The organism is Bacillus sp. FDAARGOS_1420 (assembly GCF_019344915.1).
In the GTDB taxonomy this organism is placed as follows: domain Bacteria; phylum Bacillota; class Bacilli; order Bacillales; family Bacillaceae_G; genus Bacillus_A; species Bacillus_A mycoides.
Genome location: NZ_JAHWJB010000002.1, coordinates 2239593 through 2263618 on the forward strand (window position 1 = coordinate 2239593; position 24026 = coordinate 2263618).

A 24026-nucleotide genomic window follows, 5' to 3' on the forward strand; every position below is an offset into this window, starting at 1 on the left:
CAATGTTCTCTCCCCCTTTGTATTGTTTATTAATGCAAATATCATGCCAATTTAGAAAAAAAGAAGAAGATGGACAAAAATGTTTCATCCATCTTCTCACCATTCATAACTTCAATTTATCTTATACTTCTTCAATTTTCTTACTACAGAGGGCTGACTTATCGCTAAATTCTCTGCTATTTTCACAGTCGTTTTATATTTTCTCTTAGCATCAAATAATACTTGCTTCTCTACCATTTCTAGTATTTCTGTAAGAGTTTGAGACGACTTTTTAACGAATTCATCACCACTCTTAGATTTATAGTAATCTGGTATATTTTCAATCGTAATAAGCTTTGAATGTGATGTAATCACGAGCCGTTCTATTATATTCATTAATTCTCTTACATTTCCTTTCCACTTTTGCTGTAATAAAATTTGTATGACCGCCTGATCCAATTCCCTCTCCCTTTTATATTGAGTACAAAATTTATTCAAAAATAAATAAATCAAATTCATAATATCTTGAGGTCGTTCACGTAATGGAGGAATCAAAATTGGTACAACGTATAAACGAAAATATAAATCTTGTCTAAATTTTTTATTCTCTACCAGCTCTTCTAAATCGCGATTTGTTGCGACAATAAGACGAAAATCTGCATTCTTCAGCTTTGTTCCACCAACTCGATAAAATTGTCTTTCTTCAATTAGCTTAAGAAGTTTTACTTGTTGTTCAAGTGAAAGCTCTCCTACTTCATCAAGAAACAAAGTTCCCCCATGAGCAAGTTCTGCAAATCCGGGTTTCCCATTTTTTTTCGCCCCTGTAAAAGAGCCAGCTTCATACCCAAAGAATTCAGCCTCAAATAAAGACTCAGGTATAGCAGCACAATTGACTTCAATAAAAGGTCCATATGTTCTTGGACTTTTATCATGAATATAACGAGCAATAGCTGTTTTTCCTACTCCTGATTCTCCAAGTAGAACTGTATTTACATCCACCTCTGCAACTTGATGTATTGTCTCCATTGCTTTATACATAGCAGGATCATCAGCAATTAACCCTACTGATGTAATTTTTTCACGCAGTGCAAGTTGAGCTTCCTCTTTCACACGTTCCAGTTCCTCTTGCATATGATCTAAATATTTCTGAATTTCTATCAAATCCGAAACATCATAAGAGTAGCTTACAACTCGATATACTTCGCCTTCCTCATCCAATAGGGGTACTCCTGTTACTAGCAATTTATTTCCTGTCTTTGTAAGCTGAACAACTGTGATTTTCTCTTTTTTTTGTATGATTAACGGTGTCACAATCGGAGTAATAATACCTGTTCGTTCCAATTCATAAATAGAAGCACCGATTAAACTTTCATACTTAATTCCATATCTATCAGCGGTAAATTGTGTCGCTTTTAGAATCGTCCCATTTACATCTGTTACGATTAAATCATCCATTAAAGATTCCAATATCGTCTCTGTTTCAGAAATAAATTCTGTATATAACAATTTTTCACCACCATTCAAAATAAAGAAAATCCAGTCTATTTATTAATGAATATTTTATTTGATTTTGTATAGAAATGTAAAGCATAAGTTTTCTCATATTATTTTTCTTGCACTTGATACAACAAAAAAACCTCCCATTTTCAATTTATCTTCCACCTACTCACTAGACTGTGACCCTTCAAGTTCCTTGAGGAAGGAGTCTTATTGGCTAAATCGAGGCGAAAAATAGTGAGCTAAAGCATAGACACGGGTATGATGTGGCATCTTCCTCGGGTATGATTGGTATGCAAATACAAGGGGCGATGGTCATATTCGCAGTTAATTTAAAACGAATCATGACCTTAATGAAAGAAACAAGGTAAAAAAGCATAAGAAAAAGGCGACTTTCCGTTCAAGTTTGAACGAAAAGTCACCTTTTTGCATTGTACATATGTTTTACGAAAGGAAAAACGTAAGTTTTTCCTTTCGTAAAACCCACTCCCTTGAACCACCTACCCCTGATTCCTCTGCTCCTCCCTAAACTCCTCCTTAACCTTTTCTAACAAACCTTCTTCCGTAATTAATCGATAGGCTGTATTCGCTAGTGCTTTTGCGGATGTAATTAGCGCTTTATCTCCAAGTTCTGAACGTGCTGCTTCTCTAAATTCATTCGTATGCGCAATTAAGTCATCTGGTCCAATTTTAATGTACGGATGAATTGTCGGTACGACTTGGCTTACGTTTCCTGCATCTGTTGAGCCAATTCCTACTCTTTCTTTACGGTTTACATCTTCACCTAGTAGTTCTAACTCTTCCGCTACGACGTCATTAAATGTTTTTGTTACGAGCAATTCATCAATTTCATTTTGGAATTGATGAATTTTTACTTTTGTGCCTGTTGCTAATGCTGCCCCTTGTGCGATGTTTCTTACTTTCTCTGTTACTTCCGCACATCTTTTTCTCGTTGCTGCGCGGATGAAGAAGCGTGCCGCGGCGTAGTCAGGAATAATATTCGGTGCTTTCCCGCCTTCAGTAATAACTCCGTGAATTTTCACATCTGGCGGAAGTTGTTGGCGAAGTGCATTAATACTGTTATACAGCTGGATAATCGCATCTAATGCGTTAATTCCTTCTTCTGGTGAGGCTGCTGCGTGAGCTGTTTTTCCGTAAAAATGAAAATCAAGTGGATCGACCGCTAGTGATGGACTCGTTGGAGCTGTTTTTCCGCTCGGATGAATCATAAGCGCCGCATCAATGTTTTTAAATAAGCCAGCTTTCACATAACTCGATTTTGCGCTACCATTTGGCCCGCCTTCTTCTGCTGGTGTTCCGAACACGACAACTTCTCCGCCAATTTCTTCAAGCGTTTCTGATAATGCGATCGCTGCTGCAACGCTAATTGTGCCAATTAAATTGTGACCACATGCATGACCGAGTCCTGGTAAAGCGTCATACTCGGCTAAAAATGCGATAACTGGTCCTTGTTTTCCTGAACTTTTCCGCGCGATAAATCCTGTTTCATGACCAGCTATATTGTGCTGCAACTGGAATCCTGCACTACCTAGTAATAAACTTAACGTTCTCGATGCATAAAATTCTTGGTTACCAATCTCTGGATTCGCATGAATATTATGACTTGTTTCTATGTACTTTTCCTTATTTCTTTCTATACTCTCTTCAATTGTTTTTCTTTGTGACGTTACTCCTGTCGCTCCCATTTTTCTTCCTCCTTTTATTTTCACGTAAAAAAGCCTCTTTCTAAAAGATAGAAAGAGGCTTCTGTATATACAGTCAAATGAGCTTCTTTCTTATCTTTCAAGTTACCTTGCTGGAATTGGCACAGTATTCATAAAGAATCCGCTGCCGAGGTGTCATAGGGCCAGTCCCTCAACCTCTCGTGATAAGAATTTTCATAAAATTATATTAAATTATTTTCATTCTAAGTTCATTCCAGGCAAAAGTCAAGGAATTCCTATCTGAATTTACCGAATATCTAAAAACCCTTTTAATACGCCAATTGTTTCAGGTGCTTGTAATCTTGCACATATGTACGGAAATTCCATACTACCTTCAAACATCATTTGAGATGTAAGAGGTGCTCCTGCCCAAAAGATTTCATCATCGATTACGATAAACGGGAATGCTTTATTTTGTCTTTGTAACTTTACATTTTTTAACGGAACTGGTCCATCACTATACACTGTTATTTGCGCATTTGTACGCATTAACGCTTGCCATACTCGCTTATCCACTTGCTTTGTACTTGGAAGTGAAATAATAATTTTTCGTTTTGCGGCTAAAACATCTTTCAATAACCGATACGATAAACTTAACTAAATCTATACAATTCAATCAAATTTACACAAGTTAGTGCTTCATCGTGTTCTCGCAACCCCAAAGGGACGAGGGGTATAACACTCCACACGAGGCAGTATCGTTACCTCCTATTATCAAGCATTTATTTTACCCATCTTGATAAATTTATCGACGCATTTACATCCCTATCGTGATGGCTATTGCATGAAGCACAACACCACTCACGTATTTTTAAACTCCACTGTCCTTCTGGTTGAACTGAATGGTCGTATTTTACTCCGCAACATGAGCAAATCTTACTTGAGGCGAACCATTTATCAGCTTTTACATACTCAATGCCATACTTCTCGCACTTGTATGATAAACATTGAAAGAAGAAGTTTAACTTTTGAAATGAAAATGCTTTCGATAGTTTTTTGTTTTTTAACAGGTTTGAGATAGGGAAGTCTTCCACAACAATTCTCATTGGTTTGGTTTTCACCAATTTAGCTGTTGCTTGATGGATATGGTTATTTCGGATATTCGTAATTTTCCTAGATAACCGAAGGTGCTCAGTTTTAGCTTTTTCATATCCGGCAGATTGAAATTTCACACCTTTTTTAAATCTCCTAGACATATCTCTTTGCGCTGACTTTTTCCTTTTCAAAAGTTTTTTAACCTTAGCATCTTTGTTTATATTTCGTTCTTTCATACCATTAGAAGCTACAAACAGCTCTTTTAAACCAACATCCACACCAATCGACTCATCGGTTAGTTCTTGTAATTCAAAGTCTTCTTGGAATCCTACACTAATCCACCAGTGACGACCATCAAATGTAACTCTTGGATTTGATGGTTTTTTGTTTCTTGGTAGTTGTTGGCTTGTTTTCACTTCTCCAATAGACTGAATATCAACTACTTTCTTTCCTATAATCAGTCTTTCATAATTGGCATAAAATCCTTGGATTAAATCTTTTTTGGATTTATAAGAAGTGTGATAACCATTTTTGTACTTTTCGAACGAATTTTTTCGCGCCTTGTCAAAATCTTTTGAAGCCTGTTTGGGAACTTGTGCGTTGATATTTTTTAACCACTCATATTGCTTTCGCTTCTTGATCTTTGTAAATCGTTTCTGTAAAGCTAACTGTGAAACAGATTTTCCAAATAGCTTATAGTATCTATCACTCATCCTTTTACAATAGTTATAAGCAAATCTTGCAGCTCCAGCATGGTTTCTAAGCACTTTTTCTTGTTCAGGCGTTGGAATCAGTCTGACTTTCTTCGCTAATATCATCAGAATTTAACTTCTTTAATGAAAGATTTGTTCTTCTGAATAGTAGCGTGTTCCACCAGCATTCTCCTGAGACTACCAGGATACAAACCTGTTAATTCCGATACTTGACTAACTCGTGAAAATTTCATTATTATTCTCACCTCATTGAACCAAACATAGCACGTACGTTCGATAAATTCAATAAAGTTTGATAGATTCAATAAAATTTATCTTGTTCAACTAAGGGCGCAATTCCTTAGCCAGTTCTCTTATGAACTTCTCATGTTTTCACATGAGCGCAGACTATATGTTTATCTCTTTAGAGATAGAGGATTTTTCCACCACCATAGGCTTGTGATGTACTCTCGTCAGTTATACGAGATAGTCGTTGAACGTTCATCTTATCCATTTTGACTTAGATGATTCGAGGCGGAAGACCCATTGTTCTAGTGTTTAGGATTTAACCTTGCACGATCTGATTGATTTTTTCTGCTTTCGCAACATTCACGCTCGCCATTTCTAGCCACGTTGTAGTTCAATCAGCTTTAGGGATTGCCCGCAGTTAACCCTCACTACTAGCCAATCACTTGACTAGCAGGGCTTACTGATATATTTAATTAACTTTCGTTATAATTGGTTAAATAAATCGTAACAGTTAGTTACCCTTTCGGCTCTTCAAGATTCATTTCCATAAACCAGCGTAAACGTTTCGAAATTTTCCGCTCCCACAATTGTCTTGATGTCGTGCGATCATATACATCTCCGTGACGTTCTATATGAGCTGTTAATTGTGATAACGCTTGTTTCCTCGAAAGGTTTTTACGCATATAATGGCAATCTGATAATTGAATGAACTTCCCTCTCGCTCTCGTTACAGCTACATTGACGAGGCGATGGTTTTTATGGTCAAAGAATAACACGCCAGGTCGTTCTTGCGGATAACTATCCACTGTATCAAAAATCATCATATCTCTTTCAGAACCTTGAAACTTATGAACCGTCGCCGCTAAAACTGGTATGTTTTGATATTTCGTTCTCTGCAACATTTCTCTAATACACGTTGATAAAAAGCGGGATTGTGCCCTGTAAGGTGTAACAACACCGATCGATTGAACACCATCTAACAGTCCGATTAACATCATTTGCATCGCTACTAAACCAGACATAATGTTAAATCGAGAACCAGAAGCAGCGTCTTTTAACGAAAAGGCTCCCATTAAGCTCGTATCAAATAAAACACTTGCCTCATTTGCGAACGGTTGCAATTGCGCAAGTTCCTTACGCTCTGAAACAGACGGATGGTCATATACTCTATTTTTATAAATAAATGAGTTTGTAAACTTCGATATATCCGCATGCATACGCCTTTGTTCCTGCAACATAAAGAGGTTCGGATGTGCTTCTGATTTATTGACAGACTCAACAATCCCGGCATGGTAAAACATATCTTCCCCGAGCCATTTTCGAACGAGTTCATGGTTCGCCATCGCAATTGGAGGTAACTGTAAAAAGTCCCCACAAACGACAATACGTTTTCCAAGTGAAGCAGCTAATGCAATTTGCGGAACATATGCCATACTCACTTCATCTACGACAACTAAATCAAACGTACGCTCATAAATAAGTGAATCAATAGCACATTTCGATAAAGTTGCGCCGATTACTTTCGCGTTTTCAATGTATTCTTTTTCTACTTCTTTAATTTTCGCTTTTTGCTTTCGAAGATCACTTTCAATCTCTTGTATACGCTTCTTATCAGCAGAAGTCGCTTTATATGATAAAATTTTTTCACGAAGATCTTGTCGTGTTTCTTCTAAATAGAGTCTTTCTTCTCCCCAAGATCCGTTCGTCGTTTCAACTAGCTTCGACGTAAGTAATGTTTCATGATTTCGTATATGTTCATGTTGACTATAACCGTAACGAACAATTTCGCCAGGTGTCCATTTCTTTTTCTTCTCAATTTGCTTCGTTACTTCGCTCATTAATACGTCTACTGCCGCATTACTATGAGCTAATACAAGTACCGATTTTCCTTTTTGATAATGAGCCGAAATAATACGTGATAAATTGTAAGACTTCCCTGTTCCAGGTGGTCCCCACACGTACGTTGTCGGATTGTAAAACGAACGATACGCCAATTCATTTTTCGGATTTTTCATCTTCTCAATATGTTTCGGACTGCTCGTCCCATCAACAAGACGCTTTATACGATTACGTTTTAACTTATCTTTATGTGCCTCTTTCAATCGCTCTTGTAGTTGTTCTAACAATTGCCACGGTTCACTGTATAAAACGGCTTCTCGTATTTCGCCTTGTATATAATCATTTAACTTCAATTCGATTTCTAATCCATGTACAGATAATACTTCCCCTGTCGCTTCCTCACCATCGAACTCAATTCGAATTGGTGAACCTTCAGGTAAGCTTACTTCCGAAATAAGCTGAAATACGTATACTGTACTTTCATAATCTGTATATAAAAAACGACCGTTCATGATAGAGATTTTACTACCACCTATCGTTTTCCAATGTTTAATTTCATATGCTAATGCATAATGCCACTCTTTCATTGTTTCCGATAATGAAGGAGTTTGAGTAGTTGTATTCATCGTATAATCTCCTTCCTTCTCCCCAAACACACTTTCTCACTATACCATATAACACGCTAAAATTTGTAAGGTTTTTATCTTGCTTATTTTCTTAATTTTCAATAATATATTGTATATAATTTTCAGAAAGAAGGAATCTACATGCCAGTTAGACGAATCGAACACGTTGGACTTATGGTTACAAACTTAGAAACATCTATTTCATTTTATAAAGAAGTAGTCGGCTTACAGCTCATTAAACGTATGGGGCACCCAAATCCAGACTTAAAACTCGCTTTTTTAGGTGTGGAAGAATCGAAAGAAACGATACTTGAACTAATTGAAGGTTACAACTCTTCCCTTCCGGCAGAAGGAAAAGTACATCACATTTGCTTTAAAGTGGATTCATTAGATGATGAAATCAAAAGACTAGAAACCCACAAAGTAACCTTTTTACTAGGAGAAGAAATTGAAACATTACCAGATGGAACACGTTACATATTCTTCGCTGGCCCTGACGGGGAGTGGATTGAGTTTTTTGAGACGGAGAGATAAAGTAACACTTTAATCAGGGAGCTTTTGCGGGATAGAAAAAGAGCCGGAATTCCGGCCCTTATCTTTGCAAGTGCGCAACCAATAATAATAAAACACACCTTCAATCCGAAAACTCACCTATAAAAAACAATCGTTTTATTAGGAGTAAAGAATGATAAATACAGTCTATATTATTATTTTTTGGATACTTATACTATTCCCTATTCTGTATGTAATCAAGATAAAGCATTGGAATTTAAAAGTAGTTGCCGTATTTGTTGGAAGAATCCTATTAAGTATTATCTTTTTCTTGAACTACTCACCACTTAACGTCCTTACGGACTGTTTGAAGTGGGAGATTCCTAAGTACAGAAGCCTAGTGGCTTCTAATTCATTAGGCTATCCCCGTAGTTCCTACGGTTAGAAGTCTTAAAGCTTCATTTTTAAGATTGATACTTGCGTTAATATCTCTGTCGTGATGACTATTGCACTCAGGACAATCCCATTCACGAAGATTTAGATTCTTAACGTCTTTATTTTGATACCCACAACAAGAACATAATTGGCTTGAAGCAAATGTTTTGGATACCGGAATGACTTGTTTTCCATACCATTTTGCCTTGTATTCTAGCAACGTTCTAAATTGTGACCAAGATACTTCACTAATCGCTTGTGCTTTATTTGGATAGATACGAAATTTATACGCTTTATTGATCATCCTTCGTTTCACCTCCATTTCGATATATATATCTACCATATACCAAACGTACATTCGATTGATAGTGAAGTGATTATGACAAATTGTCCGGTAACACTTTACATATGTCGAGCAATTAAGATGAATTGGCATCTCTTGTTCGATGCCAATTCATCTCCCTCCTACTCCCTAGGCTACGTCCTTCACGCTCCTTGAGGAAGGAGTCTTCTTGGCTAAATTGATAAATGGAATAGCTTTCGGAATGCAACGAAATTGGTCAGAGCCTCCCTATGAAACAGAATGGGATTTCTTTATAAAATCTTTATTAAACGGGAAAACTGATGCACTTATACACTTGGTACTTCTAATTATTATCATTACTTTGGATCTAGTCATCACATTTTATTATATTAATAAAAAGAAATAGGGTGTTCTCTCCTATTTCTTTTCTTAATGTTATAAAAATCTTTCAAATAGCTCTAACTTGCACAATGCTTCCCGTTAATATAATACGCTGATTCTGTGAAAACCGTAAATACAACCTCTACTTCTGGAAGTCCAAAATCCATTACATATGTAGTAATGGCCTTGGCAAATCGATCACGAATTTCCTGTCCACGCTCGAACCATTTCACTTCAATAAGAGGAAACGCTTCTATTTCTTCTCCATTGAATACAAACGTAGAACTTGGTAGTTCCAAGGTGAAATTATCCGTACCACACTCACAGATATCTGCGAGCTCTTCTACTAATGGCTTGCTTATGCTTTTTAATTGTTCAATAGTAATTCCACGAAACACAACATGCGGCATGTGAATCCCTCCGTTAGATAGCTTTATATTCGCTCACATCATAACACAATTTATTTTGCTGCACTAACATCTATTGGTACATTTCAATGACATTCTTAAGAATGATCATATGTTATTGAAGCAATACATGTATTGTAACCTGAAAAATAATAAAGGGGTATTGTCACATCGATATCAAACTATCAAAAAGAGATGACCCTAAATTAAAAAACACGCTATTCTTTCTGTAGCATCAATTCAAAAAAAGAAGGAGATTATCCCCTTCTTTTTTTTGAATTACGTGCCCCTAATTATTTACTATAACCACGATTCAGTTTCGTTAACTTTTCATTGATGTGAAAAATTCTTACTCTAATATCTTTAACACCAGATGCTTGAAGTCTATTCTTGTGCATTTCTCCATATTTTTCAGCATCTTGTTTTTCTTCAAATACATAGATGCCTCCTGCTTCTTTCGTTTCTTGATTCTCCGTCCATATTTTCCAATGGAATCCGTCTTCTTCATTAATACTTTTTGCTAAATCCAAAAATGCTTTTTCCATTTCTTCACCAAAAGGACCTTCAAACGGAAAATCAACTTGTAGTAAATATGCCATTTTCACTCACTCCTAAGTTCAATATTTTCAATTCGAACGCAGATAATATCTTAAATGAGTACTGCTATTACTCCTGCACTCATTTGAAATTTCACCTGCATTTTCACCCCACACTGATTATTAGCCTTCACCAATCGGGCTTTTATGGGCAGCCCGACTCCCACCTAACTCCCTCGCATTCGCCGAATTTTGAGGTAGGAGTCTTACTGCCCCTTAATGCGGGATAAAATAATTACAAAATGATAGCAACTTGAACACATACCGTTTAACGGTTTACTATTATGTTTAAAAAATATGATATAAACTTATCCCTAAACTAAGGACAAACAAAACAAGCGCAGGTATCGCTTTCTTAAAGGGATCTCCCGCTAATACAATAAGAGTTAATGCAGCTGCAAGCATAGTACCGCCTAACAAAAATCCTGCCAATAAAGCTGCTATTGGGACCCAAATTCCTATCAACATTCCAATTGCTCCTACAATCTCAAAAGCCCCAGTTAAGAAATTTAAAAACGAAGGTAAACCAAATCGTTTGAACTCATCTGCCATTTTCCCAGATATAATTTTCGAACCTGTCATTAAAAAGAACAGAAACAACATAACTTTTACAGTATTAATTAATATTAAAATAGTAATCACATCTTTCTTATTTATTTGATAAAAACTCAGTATTGTTCATATAGTAGCTACTGCCTTTACCCTATTGCTTGAGATTAACCTTATTGAGGTTGATTCAATGTAAATTCCTCTTTTCAATGTTAAAAGGATGAACAGTACATGCTATAGCATGTATCGTACGGAAATTTGACTAGTACTAGTCAAAAAATTCATCTTAAATCACATATCATACAAAATAAAGCTATCTCCCCATTCCTTCAAACAAAATTACATGCTATAGCATATACAATACAGATTGTGTTCCTTATAAATAGCATAGCATCAATAAGGAACACATATTAATAGCGCGTATCATACAATTTGTTTAATAATGATTGTAATTGTTTAATCTCTTCTTCTCTCAAATTACTCGTAACGAAATGGTGAGCGTCTTTCACTACAGGCAAGATTGTTTTCTTTAAATCGTCACCTTTTTCAGTTAAAAAAAGGTTGTGTGAACGCCTATCTTGGTCATTCAAAGCCTTCTTTACAATCCCTTTTCTCTCCATTGACTGTATCATTCTTACGACAGTAGTTTGATCTTTATCAATAGCTTCTGCTAACTCTTTTTGAGTAGTACCCCTTTGGCTACAAAGAACACTAATGATCCCCCACTGCTCTGGCGTAACTCCATAAGGCTTTAATCTCTTAGTAAAATAATTAGTCATTTTCACATCAGTACGATGAACAAGATAGCCTATTAAATCATGTAAATTCATATATCACCTCTATAAATTAAAATATAAAAGGGCATAGCATATCAATCAATTATTCACAGTGAATTTGTTTGTTTTACTAATTATATGCTATGGCATATACATTAAAGTAGGGCATTTTAATTGTCAAATGATTTATCTACTATTTTTCTACGGCAAGATTCATTCAAGCGGTTATATCCCCCATCGATTTGACACTGTGCTAAAAACTGTTCAGCCAGTGCGCGAAGGTTTAAATTTCAAATCACGTCAATAAATTGGTTAACACCATACCCATCAAGCTAAGATTATGTAGCTTTGGTTTCATATGAGATTTTTTCTTTTTCTAAAGTATCAGTCCAGCTTATTTAAAATAAGAAAATCCCGTATTCAATAAAAATACGGGATTTTTATAAATAAGTTTATTATTTAAATCAACAATTATTCGAAACAAGTTCATTGGTTACATATTACTTATCTAATTAAGAAGAATTTAGATTCCGGCCCAAACATCTTTTCCATATCGCCCTTCATCTTGCACACGATCCAGCCAATTCCTTGCTTCTTGTTCACTGACTTCATGAATTTCTTGATATGCTTGACAAAGGGTGTCTTCTACGTCAGGAGCCATTTTACTTCCATCACCACATATATAAAGATGCGCTCCATTATCTAATAACGAAATTAAATTGATTCTATCTTGTTTTATTAAATGCTGTACATATGTTTTAGGATATCCTTCTAGGCGAGAAAAAGCTGTGTGTAAAGAGATTAATCCATCTCTTTCATCATTTTCTAGTTCTGTACGATAGAGATAATCCTTTTCAGGATGACGACAACCAAAATATAGATGTGCTTGTCCTAAGTTAATACCTTTTTGCTTTTGAACACGACGCGCTTGCAAGAATCCACGGAATGGTGCAATTCCAGTACCTGGTCCAACCATGATAATTGGTGTTTCTGGATTTTCAGGTAATTGAAAGTTTGATTGTGGCGTTCGAATGAAACAGATAATCTCATCTTTATTATGACGCTGAGCTAAATAATTAGAAGCGACTCCTTCATATGTCCCTACCCCACTCCATGCAGGTGCATTAACAACACCAACCGTAATGCTCAGACGATCCTGTGCAACGAGTGGAGAGCTTGAAATAGAATAGTAACGCGGTTTGAGCGCAGGAAGAAGTTCTAAAAAGCGTTCAAATCGGAGTTCACAAGCCTCATACTTTTCAAGAAGATCCAACATTGACATACGTTTCTTTAATATTTGTTCATGATAAACTCCCTCTTCCAATAATGATTCCAATTCCTTTTTATGAGGAGGGCATGCTGTAAATGTCACCATTTCTCGTATTTGTGCTCGAGTGGCTGCTTCTTGAACTTCTACACTATAACTAAGAAGGTCAAATAAACTAACAGGACTGTCTAAAGGTATGTGATTTACACTTCGTCCACTTGCACTCAATATGACTTGATCCTTCCCATTTAACCCAAAGCGTTTTAAAATTCGGTTGACATTTTTCTCACTATTAATTGGCAGCACCCCAAGGTGGTCACCTTCTTGATACGTAGCGCCTTCTGGCAAGGATATCTCAATATGTCGCGTGCTTCTTTCACTGCTAGATGATTGAAGTTCACGATTTTCTAGTATAGATGCATAAACTGCTTCATATGTTCGCGCAAGAGGAGATCCTCCAAGACGACTAACAAATTGTAAACTTAATGTACTGCGTTCTTTCTCAATGTTTTTGTTAAGTTCCAATCCAAATGCCTTCATCGCATCAGACCACATACTTTGTTTCCATTGCTCGAGCTGTTCCTCGAAATCACCACTTGCATCTGCTTCTCCACGTGTCGAAAATCTTGTTGCTCCTTTTTGAGCCATTTGCACATCAATGTATCTTGGAATTCGCTGATAAGTACTAGCCCAATTATGATCTCCACAACCAAAAACTGCGTATTGAACACCTTTTAGCTCATCCGATTTTAATTCCTCCAACCATTGCATAAACTGCCCTGCATTACTTGGTGGTTTTCCATTATAAGAAGAAGTTACAATAAGAACCGCCCCTTCTTTTGGCAGACTTCCAATTCCATCGTTAAGTGCTACCACTTCTGTTTGAACACCTTCTAAACTAGCTGTATCTGCTAGTTCTCTTGCAATACCTTCTGCTACCCCTGTATCCGATCCATACAGAACAAGAAGCGAAAGATTATCGGCTCCAATAATAGAAGGAGTCTTCTGAACTTGCTGTTCGATTTCATCATTTTTCAGTTTCTCCTCTATAGGCGCAAGAACAGTAGTATGGCTAATAGTTTGATTTCGGGGTAGAATCCTAATTTTAAAATCACCAGGCTTTAGCGTTAATGTTTGTTTTACGTCCAGCTGATAGTCTTGATAATCGATGAATTCAAAATGTTGAAGAAGCATTCCCATTACGAGTGTGGCTTCATGAAGTGCAAACTGCATACCGATACATGCTCGTTGACCATTTCCAAATGGCTTATAAGCATGATGGGGAATCTTATCCAGCTCTTCAAATCGTTCAGGTTGGAATTCTTCCACATTGTCTCCCCACGCGTCTTTATCCCTATGTAGCTGTGGAATAAGAACAGAAATACGATCTTCTCCTTTCTTAATTGGATATTTCCCACCAATCACTGTATCTTCTTTTGCATAGAGACTGAATGCTGGAGCAGTAGGCCATAGACGTAGCGATTCATTTAAAATCATCCGGATATACTTTAATTTCATAACTTGTTGGTATGTTGGAGTGGGATCTGTTAAAACCCGATCTACTTCTTCATAGGCTTTTTTCAATTTACCTGGATTCTTTAATAAAAAATAGATTGCAAAAGATAATAATCCACTTGTTGTTTCATGCCCAGCTATTAAAAAAGTGATAATTTGGAAACGAATATTTTCATCATCTAATTTTTCACCAGTTTCCGGATCCTGCACATTTAACATACGGGAAAGTAAATCATTTTCTTCCTGATTTCCACTACTTTTACGTTCAGCAATAATATTATCTACTAAAGAAAACATAGATTGAATATCATGCTGAAATTGACGTTTCGTTCTCCACATGAGTTTGTCTTCTATATCCAGCCGCTGTAATTGGTGCATCGCCTCATCTAGAGCACGGCTCATGCTAGTAATAAAAGGATGAGGGGTCTCACGATAATAGCTATTAAATCGATAATTAAAACCACATAGACCAATTGTATCCAATGTAAGGCGAGTCATATCCTCCGGAACATCTACGTTTTCATTCGGATTAAGCCGTGCCCATTTTTGAACGAGTTGTACAGCAATATCAACCATCATAGCATGATAATCTTTCATTGCTCGTTGGCTGAATGTAGGCATCAAAATATTATGAGCTTTTTTCCAGTTAGGCTCGTGAGTCTCGCTTGTAAATAATCCGTCTCCAGCAAAGGCGCGAACTTTCGCTAAAGCACCCTCTATACTTTTATCAAATCTTGTTTCGTCACAGACTTCTGCTACCAGTTCATGTCCAGAAACGACAATGATGGTATCACTTAAAGTTTGAATTCGAAAAATGGGACCATACTCTTCCGCTATCTTGATAAAGGATAGGGTCGGTTTATCTTTATCGATTAATGGGAGATTCCCCAGCAATCCATATGTTTTCGGTTGAGGAATGGCAGATACTTTTTTATCCATTAAAAACACCCTTTCAAAAAAGCATGAAATAAAATATCCCATTCAATAAAAAGAAGATAGCAATGAATCGCCTGGGATAAAGATATGTAATTGATTACCTTATTTTATCTTTTCCCTAACTATTCACGATTATGATATTGCTTATAAGGTTGGTAATCTAAGTTGTTTGTTGATATTAGATTTATAACTTGCAGAGAAAATACTAAATTAAAATGAAGCGTATTATTATAATGTTTATCACAAATTGAGAGCTAAAGATTGTAGTATTGGGAAAATCAGTAGTTTCTAATGTCAATTCAAACAAATACGATAAGCAAGTATACTGTTGTGTTACTAATGAAAAAGGATCTGATATGAATATCAGATCCTTTTTACTATATATAATTATTTCACTGGTTCTTTTCCAAATTTAAATACCGCGCCTTATCAGCAGAAATTTGCATTTCTTCATAGTCTAACTAAACAGCAAAAAAACTTGTAGGAATCATTATCTAGAGTTTTATTTTGCTCTACCGATTTAACCTCTCGACAGCTTCCGCGCTTGTATCTACACGTTTAACGAAAAAAACTAATAGTAGTGCAACAACATTCATGCCAAGCGCTACATAGAATGAATATTGAATTCCAGATAATAAAGCCTTCTGAGTTAGCATTGCCTTCGTAGCTTCTGTGAAGGTTGTTGGATCTACATCAACCATTAGGCTCTCAGCTTTTGTTTTTGTTACAGAATTCATAATCGTAACAAGAATAGCGGTACCAATCGAACCGGACACTTGTTGGGCTGTATTATTAACAGCTGTACCGTGCGGATTTAAGCGAGTTGGCAATTGATTAAGGCCGTTTGTCATAAGCGGCATCATCACCATCGCCATCCCAAACATCCGCAGTGTGTAAATAAGAATAATATGTGTATGACTAGAGTCGATTTGCAGGTTTGCCAGCATATAAGTTGAAACAGCTGTAATGGAAAGTCCTACTATACCAAGAATCCGAGGGCCATATTTATCAAATAGTTTACCTGTAATTGGTGACATAACCCCCATTATTACCGCACCTGGAAGCATCATCAGCCCAGAGCTCAGCGGCGAAATACCGCGGACGTTTTGTACATAAGCTGGTGTTAAAATCATACCCGAAAACATGGCCACTGCGTTGACAATTGCAATTACAGACGCAAGTGCAAACATTGGGTACTTGTAAACACGTAAATCCAATAACGGCTCATTCATTTTTAATTGACGGATAATGAAAGTAATTAGGGCAATAGCGCCTATGATTAAGGTTGTTAAGACAACTTTATTCGTCCAACCATCGGAGCTTGCAGCACTGAATCCATATAACAAACCGCCAAAACCGACAGAAGATAATAGTAATGAGAGATAATCAAGTTTTGCATTTTTGTTTTGTCTCATGACATTCTCCGATTTCCAAATCCCTAACAGTAAGCTAATGATTGCTAACGGTAAAATCATTTCAAAAAGCAAACGCCAGTCATAATACTCTACAATATAACCTGATAGTGTCGGTCCAATTGCTGGAGCTGTAATCATAACCAATCCAAAAATCCCCATTGCTGTTCCCCTTTTTTCTCTTGGAAAGCTTACTAGCATAATATTCATTAACAAAGGCCCCATGACTGAAGAACCTGCTGCTTGAACCATCCGGCCAGTAAGTAATAAACTAAAGTTCGGTGCTAAAGCCGCTAAGGCCGTACCAAAAATAAAAATCACCATAGATGTAATAAATAAGCTCCTATTGGAGAAGCGGGTTATTAAAAATGCTGATGCCGGAATTAATATACCACTTACAAGCATATACCCTGTAGAAAGCCACTGGATCGTTGAATAATCTTTAATGTCTAAATCCTTCATTATTGATGGCAAGGCTACATTTAAAAGCGAGTTGTTTAGAAATGAAACAAATGCCCCAATAAAAAGGATTACAAGCATTAAATATGGTGGTTTTCTTTTATGTAATGTTTCACTCATATTTTCATTTGCCCCTTCATTATAAATTCCATTGATTCGTTTAAATCTTTTGCTTATCTGCACAAGAATACATTGCCCTTGCAGTATTTTGCCAAACTCTTCGAATGGATATTCTCTTTTTAGCAATTCTAATTACTCAACATAACATTTTTAAATCTTTTTTATTGATTAAACCTTTATAAACATTTAAATAAGATTTTGAATGAATATTTAAATACGTTTGTTAACCGAAATTAAATTAGGCTGAAATAAACAAAAGGAGCAACTGAAAATACCCTTCTAAAAGCCCCCCATCTAACTTCTTTGCTTTCGCTGAATTTTGAGGTGGCGGTGTCTTACTGCCCACAAATAGCGGGATAAATCAACAAGACCACACACCCATTCTTTTAAATACGGGCTTGTAAATCTAGTTATGTAACCATCCATAAAAAGGAATATTACATAGGCTAAGTCTAACATTACATTTTTAAAGTGAGGGGAATAAGCTTATGCACCAATATTGGTATTTGGATTCAAAGGGAAACGGGGAACAATATAATAACCAAATTTCAATGTCATCATTATATTCACAGCCCCAAATAACTAAAGCTAAGGAAATGAATGGTCTGAAGATTCCTGAAAATTGGAGTTGTCGAATCTATCCATTTGGTTGGGATTCACCAACCAATTATACGGGTTTCAATCCCGGGCCCCCTTCCTTCTCTTGGGGTCAGCCAATCCATTATGCAGGGATGATGCCCCAAGGACATCCTGCTAATTGGATTCCATTACCAGGCCATGCAGGTTTTAATTTTCAAAAACATCCCTTCCCTTGGGCTCAACCATTCAATCATACAGGGATGTTCGCACAAGGGCATCTTGCCGCTTTACTATCGCCGCCAGCCAAGGCTTTTAACTTTAGTACCAATAACTCGGGTGTTTTTGGAAACCCTCCAGGATGGGGAGGACAGGTAAATCCCATGGGATGGGGGAATAACGGGCAGCCAGGAATGCTTGGAAACTTACTGACAGCAGGAAAAGGCACCATGAATGGAATCGGAATGCTTAGTAGTCTAATCGGTATGGGAAAATTCTTCTTTTAGTTAATTAGAACGGGAGGATAGGTCCATAGCTCAAACATGCCCCCTCAATGTATTTATTGTATGGTTCCAGTACTCTCTCCAAGTTCGTTTCCTCTCCTTTCAAATTATAAAAAACATCTATTACCTTGTATGTGATAACTTGATAGAGGTGTGGTGACATCAACAAAAAGCAAATTTCGTACGCTAAGCAAAACGCTACAAAAAACCGGTTCCTTTACGAAAGAACCGGTTTTTTAATTTTTATTTATTTGAAAAGTAGTCAAATCTTTTTTGAAATATCTAATGAATCTGGGCAAAACATAATAAAAAGTACAATACCAGCTAAAATAAATAACGAAGGACACACCTCTAAGAATACCTCACCCAGTTCTTTTTGTTGTAAAATAAGTAGCATATAATCAATTAAAATAATGTAACAACCCACATTAGAAAAAACAACAAGAAAAGACATTCCAAATATGGAACATCTTCTTTCACTTTATAAAACCATTCAACAATCCGAAATATTCTAATTAACAAAATCACACATTTAACGAAAGAAATTAGTTAATTGCATAACGCTCTTATAACTTTCCTTGCGAAAATTAGTGGATCCTCAACGTCTTCAATATTAACGTAAATCAAATTTGGATCATCACATAACCACTCATTGTGTATAGACGAAACGATTATTCCTTGTTTAATAATTGTAGCAACAAATGCATTGACTTCTTTTTGCAATAGCGCTACCCGGCCTAGACATAATGCCCGTCCAGTTTTCTTATCTCTTGATTCGAATGAGAAGGAAGTTGTTACTCTAAAACGTTTTCCTAAGATTGTAGCTTGTATTTCATCCCGATTTATTGTTGCCACGCATTTCCCACCGGCGAATCCTTCTTGACCACCGATAATTCTTGCAAACTGTTGACAAATTAATTCATCATTATACGCCATACCTTGAATCATCCCCCCTTTTACTGTTAGGTTATGAATGAATACATAGGTCTGAAACGGTAATGAATCTATTCTATTACAAAAAAGATGATGGCAATCTGCCAAAATCTTTTAGCTTGATTATGTGAATTGACTCGGCTATTATATGTTAAGACATTTTTAGAGAGCATAAAAAAGACACCCTAAGGTGCCATCCTCCGACCCGAGAATCATATCTATGTATGGAGAAATTTAAAAAAGAGAAACTTCTAACTATAATTTATAGAGCTCTTATACCATGAATTACTTACATACATATTTCCTTATTTACCCGAAGAAGAATCCCGTTATATTACTTTCTGATTAGTCTCGTTAAAGCCATCCCAATAAATCCAGCACCCATCCCTATTAGCCATCCAGCATGAGTATCACCTAATATAGATCCCACTCCTCCGCCAAGAAACATGCAGCCAACGAATACTAATCCTCCAATTCCCCAATTCGGCCGTTCCATAATTCAATCACATCCCTTCAATAAAACATATGCGATTAACTAGCCTAACTTTCTTGCATAGGATAGTTAATTATTTTGCTTAGGTTTAAGTACTTCAGGGAATTCAAAAGATGCGGAGATTGGCCGATTTGAATGAATTGCAGAAGAAGAATTTAATTTTTATGTATTATAATAACTTACGGGCTGTGGAACAAATTTTTCTTCCACTAACCAACTAATAGAAGCCTGGAGATTTTCCACAATCGGAAGCTCATCCCATCACTATCAAGCTAAGAAAAGCAAATACCCCCAAAACGAAAATTATATGCATCATTGACTACTGTTAACGAGAATTATGTAAATAAGCTGTCCATATGGGCAGCTTATTGGATTTTTTCAAATACGCGATATTTTATTTGTCGATAATTTTTTAATCTTCATTATTGATTTCTATTGTACCTGTTCTAGCACTAACCTTTAAAATATTTAATAGATTCTCAGGTGTCTTGATTTCCACTTCATATTCAAATTTAGATTGAGCTAAGTTGTCATCTTCTAATTCGAATTCTTTTTTCACATTAATAATTTCTCCATTTGTATGAGCTAAAGAAATTTCACGAACTTGTTTCTCTGTATAGTTTTCATTCTTTTTCGCATAATTGTAGCCCATACCATAATATCCACCAACAATAGCAATACCACTTACTAAAATAGCAATTACACTTATAATTATTTTCTTTTTATGTTTTAACATTTCCATCCACTCCTTAATAATTAATCATTTATTCCAAATCTTGCTTCAAGTACATTTTCTGCTTGCTCTAATTGATCTTCAAGTATATCTTGTTCTCTTTCTTGTATTTGATATTGTTCAACAGTTATCGTTCCAGCGTGAAAATCTGCTTCTAGCTGATCATCAGATAGATCTATCTTGTCATCTAATTGGTCAATTTCTTTTTTTGCTGCTAAGTACGTATTTAAGTTTTCTTCTTTTGCTCCAACTGGTTTCGTATTATTTGCCTTTTCTACAATAGATGTGACTTCGTTTTTGAAATCTTGTGTTTGCTTAGTATCATTCATAGCAGGCCCTGTTTTGTGTGGTTCTTGTTGTAGTTGCGTACCTTCTTTTTGTGATGTATCGTTTTCTACTTTCAGTTGTTGTATTTCTGTATCGTTATCAGCTTGAGTAGAACAAGCTGTTAAGAATAAACAAGACATTGCTCCAATCATCATCCATTTCCCCATTATGTTCTCCTCCCTTTACATGTGCACCTTATCCATGTCCTTATATTACTGAACAAACATTAAAGGAAGATTAATGCGCAAAAAAATAAAATGATATAATTAAATAGTTTCTAATCTTTCTTTAATGTTTCGGAATTATAGTGATACATATAAATAAGAAGAAAAGGAGAATGTTAATGCGAGTTCTTATTGTCGAAGATGAAAAAGACTTACAAAATATATTGGTAAAACGATTAAATGCAGAATATTATAGTGTCGATGGATGTGGGAATGGAGAAGATGCTTTGGATTATATAAGCATGGCTACCTACGATTTGATTGTGCTTGACATTATGATTCCCGGAATAGATGGTTTACAAGTATTACAAAGATTACGTGCGGACAATAATACAACTCCTGTCTTGCTTCTTACAGCTAAAGATACAATTGATGATCGCGTAACAGGACTCGACTTAGGTGCGGACGATTATTTAGTAAAGCCCTTTGCTTTTGATGAGCTGTTAGCAAGAATTCGAGTGTTGATGCGAAGAAAAACAGGAAATACATCTAATGTGTTTGAAATCGCTGACCTAGTGGTGGATTGCAATATGCATAAAGTAACAAGAGGAGATCAAGTTATCAATCTTTCCAGTAAAGAATTTGCTATTTTAGAATATATGATTCGTAATAAAGACGTTGTGTTGACACGAGATAAAATTGAGCAACATGTGTGGAATTACGACTATGAAGGTGGCTCGAATATTATTGATGTTTACGTCCGCTATCTTCGCAAAAAAATTGATAGCCAGTTTGAAACGAAGTTAATTCATACAGTACGAGGAACTGGTTACGTATTGCGAGTAGAATCATGAAAAGACTATCAATAAAAATGAGAGTGACCCTATGGTATACGGGGCTAGTTGTAATTATTATGGCACTCGTGTTAGCTTTTATTTTAACTTCGTCAGATAAAGTTTTGCTTTTTAATATGAAAAATCAATTGAAGAGCACAGTAAAAGAAAGCATTGAAGATATCGAATATAAGCATGGACAGTTAAAGATTGACGATGAATTTGAGGCCTTAGAAGATGGAGTAAATATCATCATTTATAGTAAACAAGGTGAGCTGATGGCAGGACATAATCCAACAACCTTTAATAAAAAGGTATCGCTTAAATCCGATGAAATACAAACCATTAAAGACGGTAATAAGGAATGGATAGTATATGATTTTCTCCATAATGTAGGCGGCGATGAGCAAGTCTGGGTTCGTGGCATAATGACCATGAATCAATTATCATCGACCATGAATACGCTTATTGTGGTAACACTCATCTCATTTCCATTACTTATTCTCATTGCGGCAGTGGGAGGATATTTTATTACGCAAAGAGCGTTTCGACCTGTGCAACAAATGAGTGATTCAGCCAGTGAAATTGGTGATGGTAAAGACCTTTCGAAGAGAATTAATTTACAAGGTTCATCGAAAGACGAAATGTATCATTTAGCACAAACCTTTGACAAAATGTTTGAGCGATTGGAGACATCATTCGAAAGTGAAAAACAATTTACATCTGACGCATCTCATGAATTAAGAACACCAACATCTGTTATTATTTCGCAATGCGAATACGCTTTATCGCAGAGGAATAATCCGAAAGAAATGGAAGAATCGTTAGAAGTAATTTTAAGGCAATCGCGTAAAATGTCCGCGTTAATCTCGCAACTCTTATTATTAGCACGAGTTGACCAAGAAAAGCATAATACTTTTCAATTTGAATGTATCAATATGAGTGAATTAACGGAAATCGTTGTAGAAGAGCTTTCATTAATGGTTCAAGAAGCTTCGATTAATATAACAACACATATAGAGGAAGACCTGTTTATTAAAGCAGATCAAACATTGATGATGCGTTTATTAATGAATTTACTAACGAATGCGATTGCTTATAGCAAAGCGAACGGCACTGTGAATATGCAACTGTTCCGGGATGAAACCAACATAATAGGTAAAGTCTCCGATAATGGCATAGGCATCAGCGAGCAGCATATTGTGAAAATATGGGACCGCTTCTATCGAGTTGACGCAGCACGAACATCTTCAAACAATGGAAACACAGGTTTAGGATTGTCGATGGTAAAATGGATTATAGAACTACACGGAGGAGAAATTACCGTTGAAAGTAAATTAGGAGAAGGCAGTACTTTTACATTTAAACTACCAATTGAAAACCGAGCATAATGTATGCTCGGTTTTAGCTTTAGAATACAGATTGATTAAAAAGCTCTCTTCAGTCCTTATTTAAAAGTAAATACAAAAACTCCATTTTGAAAAAAAGCGATCAAAATGGAGTTACTCTTTTTAGCTATATATGAGATTTTATAAAACCATCTACTTAAATCTATTTTCCAAGTATACCATTCAACAATCTGAAATATTCTAATCAACACAATCACTCATTTAACTAAAAAAATTGGTTAATTGCATAATACTCTTCTGACTTTCCTTGCGAAAATTAGTGGATCATCAACGTCTTCGATATTAACGTAAATTAAATTTGGATCATCACATAACCACTCATTGTGTATAGACGAAACAATTATTCCTTGTTTAATAATTGTAGCAACAAATTCAGTGACTTCCTTTAATCAACATAGATCATGACTTTAATCAGCTCCCAACAAACTTCTGTACCCACCTAAATTTTGAGCTGGGAGTTTTACTTTCCACAAATAGTAAGAGGCTAAATATATAGTAAAACCCCAGAAATCCAAAGGTCTCTGGGGCTTCATTATATATTTAGCTCTTTTTGCTTTTTGTTTTGTTTATGTCTATGCAGCAATTTTCGACTTATGAGAGAAATCAGTAATAAGATCAGTATTAGTATGAAAAGTTGCATAAATGATAAATCAAAATATTTAGCACCTGTAACTATTAAAAGTGTAGAAATCGTACCTTTTACAATGAAAAAAATAATAATCCATAATCCGCCTTTTTTCCAGTTCATTTTTATTTTACCCTTTC

At 35.9% G+C, this 24026-nt stretch carries 21 protein-coding genes, 5 pseudogenes and 1 riboswitch; of the genes and pseudogenes, 7 read left to right on the top strand and 19 right to left on the bottom strand.

What is annotated here, in order from left to right:
• Window positions 1-111: 111 nt before the first annotated feature.
• A complete protein-coding gene (locus I6L50_RS21750) occupies window positions 112-1485 on the bottom strand; it encodes a sigma-54 interaction domain-containing protein (RefSeq protein ID WP_113935855.1) in 1374 nt (457 codons plus the stop codon).
• Window positions 1486-1697: 212 nt separating this feature from the next.
• Between I6L50_RS21750 and I6L50_RS21755 the strand changes: the two are divergent.
• Window positions 1698-1847 (top strand): annotated as a pseudogene (locus tag I6L50_RS21755) (IS5/IS1182 family transposase); the annotation flags it as partial.
• 129 nt (window positions 1848-1976) lie between these two features.
• Here I6L50_RS21755 and I6L50_RS21760 read toward each other — a convergent pair.
• From I6L50_RS21760 to I6L50_RS21775, 5 genes and pseudogenes are all read right to left on the bottom strand, one after another.
• On the bottom strand, window positions 1977-3182 hold the full coding sequence (locus I6L50_RS21760; RefSeq protein ID WP_219303041.1) for a M20 family metallopeptidase: 1206 nt from the start codon (window positions 3180-3182) through the stop codon (window positions 1977-1979).
• A gap of 87 nt (window positions 3183-3269) precedes the next feature.
• Window positions 3270-3371, bottom strand: a riboswitch (SAM riboswitch).
• A gap of 75 nt (window positions 3372-3446) precedes the next feature.
• Window positions 3447-3779: pseudogene (locus tag I6L50_RS21765) on the bottom strand (phospholipase D-like domain-containing protein); the annotation flags it as partial.
• A gap of 143 nt (window positions 3780-3922) precedes the next feature.
• On the bottom strand, window positions 3923-5053 hold the full coding sequence (locus I6L50_RS21770) for an RNA-guided endonuclease InsQ/TnpB family protein (RefSeq protein WP_219303043.1): 1131 nt from the start codon (window positions 5051-5053) through the stop codon (window positions 3923-3925).
• Window positions 5053-5181: a hypothetical protein gene (locus I6L50_RS34980; protein WP_257475345.1), complete on the bottom strand. Its 129-nt coding sequence runs from the start codon at window positions 5179-5181 to the stop codon at window positions 5053-5055. The genes I6L50_RS21770 and I6L50_RS34980 overlap by 1 nt, the downstream gene beginning before the upstream one ends.
• A 513-nt stretch (window positions 5182-5694) precedes the next feature.
• Window positions 5695-7671: pseudogene (locus tag I6L50_RS21775) on the bottom strand (DEAD/DEAH box helicase); the annotation flags it as partial.
• 111 nt (window positions 7672-7782) lie between these two features.
• Here I6L50_RS21775 and I6L50_RS21780 point away from each other — a divergent pair.
• Complete coding sequence (locus I6L50_RS21780; protein WP_219303045.1) at window positions 7783-8175, top strand: VOC family protein; 393 nt, start codon at window positions 7783-7785, stop codon at window positions 8173-8175.
• 151 nt (window positions 8176-8326) lie between these two features.
• Window positions 8327-8578 carry a hypothetical protein gene (locus I6L50_RS36020; RefSeq protein ID WP_257475408.1) on the top strand — a complete coding sequence of 84 codons (252 nt, stop codon included), beginning with the start codon at window positions 8327-8329 and terminating at the stop codon, window positions 8576-8578.
• On the opposite strand, the gene I6L50_RS21785 is transcribed toward I6L50_RS36020, so the two are convergent.
• Window positions 8549-9004 (bottom strand): RNA-guided endonuclease TnpB family protein, encoded by a 456-nt coding sequence (locus I6L50_RS21785; RefSeq protein ID WP_307897024.1) that lies wholly within the window; start codon window positions 9002-9004, stop codon window positions 8549-8551. The two genes, I6L50_RS36020 and I6L50_RS21785, sit on opposite strands and share 30 nt — an antisense overlap.
• Window positions 9005-9092: 88 nt before the next feature.
• Here I6L50_RS21785 and I6L50_RS21790 point away from each other — a divergent pair.
• A pseudogene (locus I6L50_RS21790) lies at window positions 9093-9278 on the top strand (hypothetical protein); the annotation flags it as partial.
• A 52-nt stretch (window positions 9279-9330) separates the two neighbouring features.
• Here the strand turns inward: I6L50_RS21790 and I6L50_RS21795 are convergent.
• The 6 genes from I6L50_RS21795 to I6L50_RS21820 all read right to left on the bottom strand — a co-directional run bounded on the left by I6L50_RS21795 (window position 9331) and on the right by I6L50_RS21820 (window position 17290).
• Window positions 9331-9663 (bottom strand): DUF1904 family protein, encoded by a 333-nt coding sequence (locus I6L50_RS21795; RefSeq protein WP_002142404.1) that lies wholly within the window; start codon window positions 9661-9663, stop codon window positions 9331-9333.
• Window positions 9664-9953: 290 nt separating this feature from the next.
• The gene (locus tag I6L50_RS21800) at window positions 9954-10259 is read right to left on the bottom strand and encodes a monooxygenase (RefSeq protein WP_219303049.1); all 306 of its coding nucleotides are present in this window, start codon (window positions 10257-10259) and stop codon (window positions 9954-9956) included.
• 285 nt (window positions 10260-10544) lie between these two features.
• On the bottom strand, window positions 10545-10895 hold the full coding sequence (locus I6L50_RS21805; protein ID WP_113936093.1) for a DoxX family protein: 351 nt from the start codon (window positions 10893-10895) through the stop codon (window positions 10545-10547).
• Between the two features lie 320 nt (window positions 10896-11215).
• Window positions 11216-11635 carry a MarR family winged helix-turn-helix transcriptional regulator gene (locus I6L50_RS21810; RefSeq protein ID WP_113935859.1) on the bottom strand — a complete coding sequence of 140 codons (420 nt, stop codon included), beginning with the start codon at window positions 11633-11635 and terminating at the stop codon, window positions 11216-11218.
• A gap of 469 nt (window positions 11636-12104) precedes the next feature.
• Window positions 12105-15302 carry a bifunctional P-450/NADPH--P450 reductase gene (gene cypD / locus I6L50_RS21815; protein WP_219303051.1) on the bottom strand — a complete coding sequence of 1066 codons (3198 nt, stop codon included), beginning with the start codon at window positions 15300-15302 and terminating at the stop codon, window positions 12105-12107.
• A gap of 509 nt (window positions 15303-15811) precedes the next feature.
• On the bottom strand, window positions 15812-17290 hold the full coding sequence (locus I6L50_RS21820) for an MDR family MFS transporter (RefSeq protein ID WP_219303053.1): 1479 nt from the start codon (window positions 17288-17290) through the stop codon (window positions 15812-15814).
• A 488-nt stretch (window positions 17291-17778) separates the two neighbouring features.
• Between I6L50_RS21820 and I6L50_RS21825 the strand changes: the two genes are divergently transcribed.
• Window positions 17779-18372 carry a hypothetical protein gene (locus I6L50_RS21825; RefSeq protein WP_219303055.1) on the top strand — a complete coding sequence of 198 codons (594 nt, stop codon included), beginning with the start codon at window positions 17779-17781 and terminating at the stop codon, window positions 18370-18372.
• Between the two features lie 546 nt (window positions 18373-18918).
• Here the strand turns inward: I6L50_RS21825 and I6L50_RS21830 are convergent.
• From I6L50_RS21830 to I6L50_RS21845, 4 genes are all read right to left on the bottom strand, one after another.
• The gene (locus I6L50_RS21830; RefSeq protein ID WP_219303057.1) at window positions 18919-19305 is read right to left on the bottom strand and encodes a DUF1259 domain-containing protein; all 387 of its coding nucleotides are present in this window, start codon (window positions 19303-19305) and stop codon (window positions 18919-18921) included.
• 331 nt (window positions 19306-19636) lie between these two features.
• Entirely contained in the window at window positions 19637-19798 is a 162-nt protein-coding gene (locus I6L50_RS21835; RefSeq protein WP_000441003.1) for a hypothetical protein, read from the bottom strand.
• Between the two features lie 409 nt (window positions 19799-20207).
• Entirely contained in the window at window positions 20208-20531 is a 324-nt protein-coding gene (locus I6L50_RS21840; RefSeq protein ID WP_002161193.1) for a PepSY domain-containing protein, read from the bottom strand.
• Window positions 20532-20551: 20 nt separating this feature from the next.
• Window positions 20552-21022 carry a hypothetical protein gene (locus tag I6L50_RS21845; RefSeq protein WP_219303059.1) on the bottom strand — a complete coding sequence of 157 codons (471 nt, stop codon included), beginning with the start codon at window positions 21020-21022 and terminating at the stop codon, window positions 20552-20554.
• Window positions 21023-21198: 176 nt separating this feature from the next.
• Between I6L50_RS21845 and I6L50_RS21850 the strand changes: the two genes are divergently transcribed.
• Entirely contained in the window at window positions 21199-21873 is a 675-nt protein-coding gene (locus tag I6L50_RS21850; protein ID WP_219303061.1) for a response regulator transcription factor, read from the top strand.
• Complete coding sequence (locus I6L50_RS21855) at window positions 21870-23243, top strand: sensor histidine kinase (protein ID WP_219303063.1); 1374 nt, start codon at window positions 21870-21872, stop codon at window positions 23241-23243. Before I6L50_RS21850 ends, I6L50_RS21855 begins: the two co-directional genes overlap by 4 nt.
• Before the next feature lie 236 nt (window positions 23244-23479).
• Here the strand turns inward: I6L50_RS21855 and I6L50_RS21860 are convergent.
• Both I6L50_RS21860 and I6L50_RS21865 read right to left on the bottom strand, forming a co-directional pair.
• A pseudogene (locus I6L50_RS21860) lies at window positions 23480-23647 on the bottom strand (DUF1259 domain-containing protein); the annotation flags it as partial.
• 146 nt (window positions 23648-23793) lie between these two features.
• Window positions 23794-24009, bottom strand: coding sequence for a hypothetical protein (locus I6L50_RS21865; protein ID WP_193665134.1), 216 nt, complete (start codon window positions 24007-24009; stop codon window positions 23794-23796).
• Window positions 24010-24026 lie beyond the last annotated feature (17 nt).

Bases quoted from the DNA above. Each gene is read 5' to 3' on its own strand.
- I6L50_RS21800 (WP_219303049.1), bottom strand. From the start codon at position 10,259: ATGGCATATTTACTACAAGTTGATTTTCCGTTTGAAGGTCCTTTTGGT.
- I6L50_RS21865 (WP_193665134.1), bottom strand. From the start codon at position 24,009: ATGAACTGGAAAAAAGGCGGATTATGGATTATTATTTTTTTCATTGTA.
- I6L50_RS21760 (WP_219303041.1), bottom strand. From the start codon at position 3,182: ATGGGAGCGACAGGAGTAACGTCACAAAGAAAAACAATTGAAGAGAGT.
- I6L50_RS21820 (WP_219303053.1), bottom strand. From the start codon at position 17,290: ATGAGTGAAACATTACATAAAAGAAAACCACCATATTTAATGCTTGTA.
- I6L50_RS21855 (WP_219303063.1), top strand. From the start codon at position 21,870: ATGAAAAGACTATCAATAAAAATGAGAGTGACCCTATGGTATACGGGG.
- I6L50_RS21835 (WP_000441003.1), bottom strand. From the start codon at position 19,798: ATGGAACGGCCGAATTGGGGAATTGGAGGATTAGTATTCGTTGGCTGC.
- I6L50_RS21845 (WP_219303059.1), bottom strand. From the start codon at position 21,022: ATGGGGAAATGGATGATGATTGGAGCAATGTCTTGTTTATTCTTAACA.
- I6L50_RS21840 (WP_002161193.1), bottom strand. From the start codon at position 20,531: ATGTTAAAACATAAAAAGAAAATAATTATAAGTGTAATTGCTATTTTA.
- I6L50_RS21810 (WP_113935859.1), bottom strand. From the start codon at position 11,635: ATGAATTTACATGATTTAATAGGCTATCTTGTTCATCGTACTGATGTG.
- I6L50_RS21850 (WP_219303061.1), top strand. From the start codon at position 21,199: ATGCGAGTTCTTATTGTCGAAGATGAAAAAGACTTACAAAATATATTG.
- I6L50_RS21830 (WP_219303057.1), bottom strand. From the start codon at position 19,305: ATGGCGTATAATGATGAATTAATTTGTCAACAGTTTGCAAGAATTATC.
- I6L50_RS21770 (WP_219303043.1), bottom strand. From the start codon at position 5,053: ATGATATTAGCGAAGAAAGTCAGACTGATTCCAACGCCTGAACAAGAA.
- cypD (WP_219303051.1), bottom strand. From the start codon at position 15,302: ATGGATAAAAAAGTATCTGCCATTCCTCAACCGAAAACATATGGATTG.
- I6L50_RS21785 (WP_307897024.1), bottom strand. From the start codon at position 9,004: ATGCCAATTCATCTTAATTGCTCGACATATGTAAAGTGTTACCGGACA.
- I6L50_RS21780 (WP_219303045.1), top strand. From the start codon at position 7,783: ATGCCAGTTAGACGAATCGAACACGTTGGACTTATGGTTACAAACTTA.
- I6L50_RS21795 (WP_002142404.1), bottom strand. From the start codon at position 9,663: ATGCCGCATGTTGTGTTTCGTGGAATTACTATTGAACAATTAAAAAGC.
- I6L50_RS36020 (WP_257475408.1), top strand. From the start codon at position 8,327: ATGATAAATACAGTCTATATTATTATTTTTTGGATACTTATACTATTC.
- I6L50_RS34980 (WP_257475345.1), bottom strand. From the start codon at position 5,181: ATGAAATTTTCACGAGTTAGTCAAGTATCGGAATTAACAGGTTTGTAT.
- I6L50_RS21825 (WP_219303055.1), top strand. From the start codon at position 17,779: ATGCACCAATATTGGTATTTGGATTCAAAGGGAAACGGGGAACAATAT.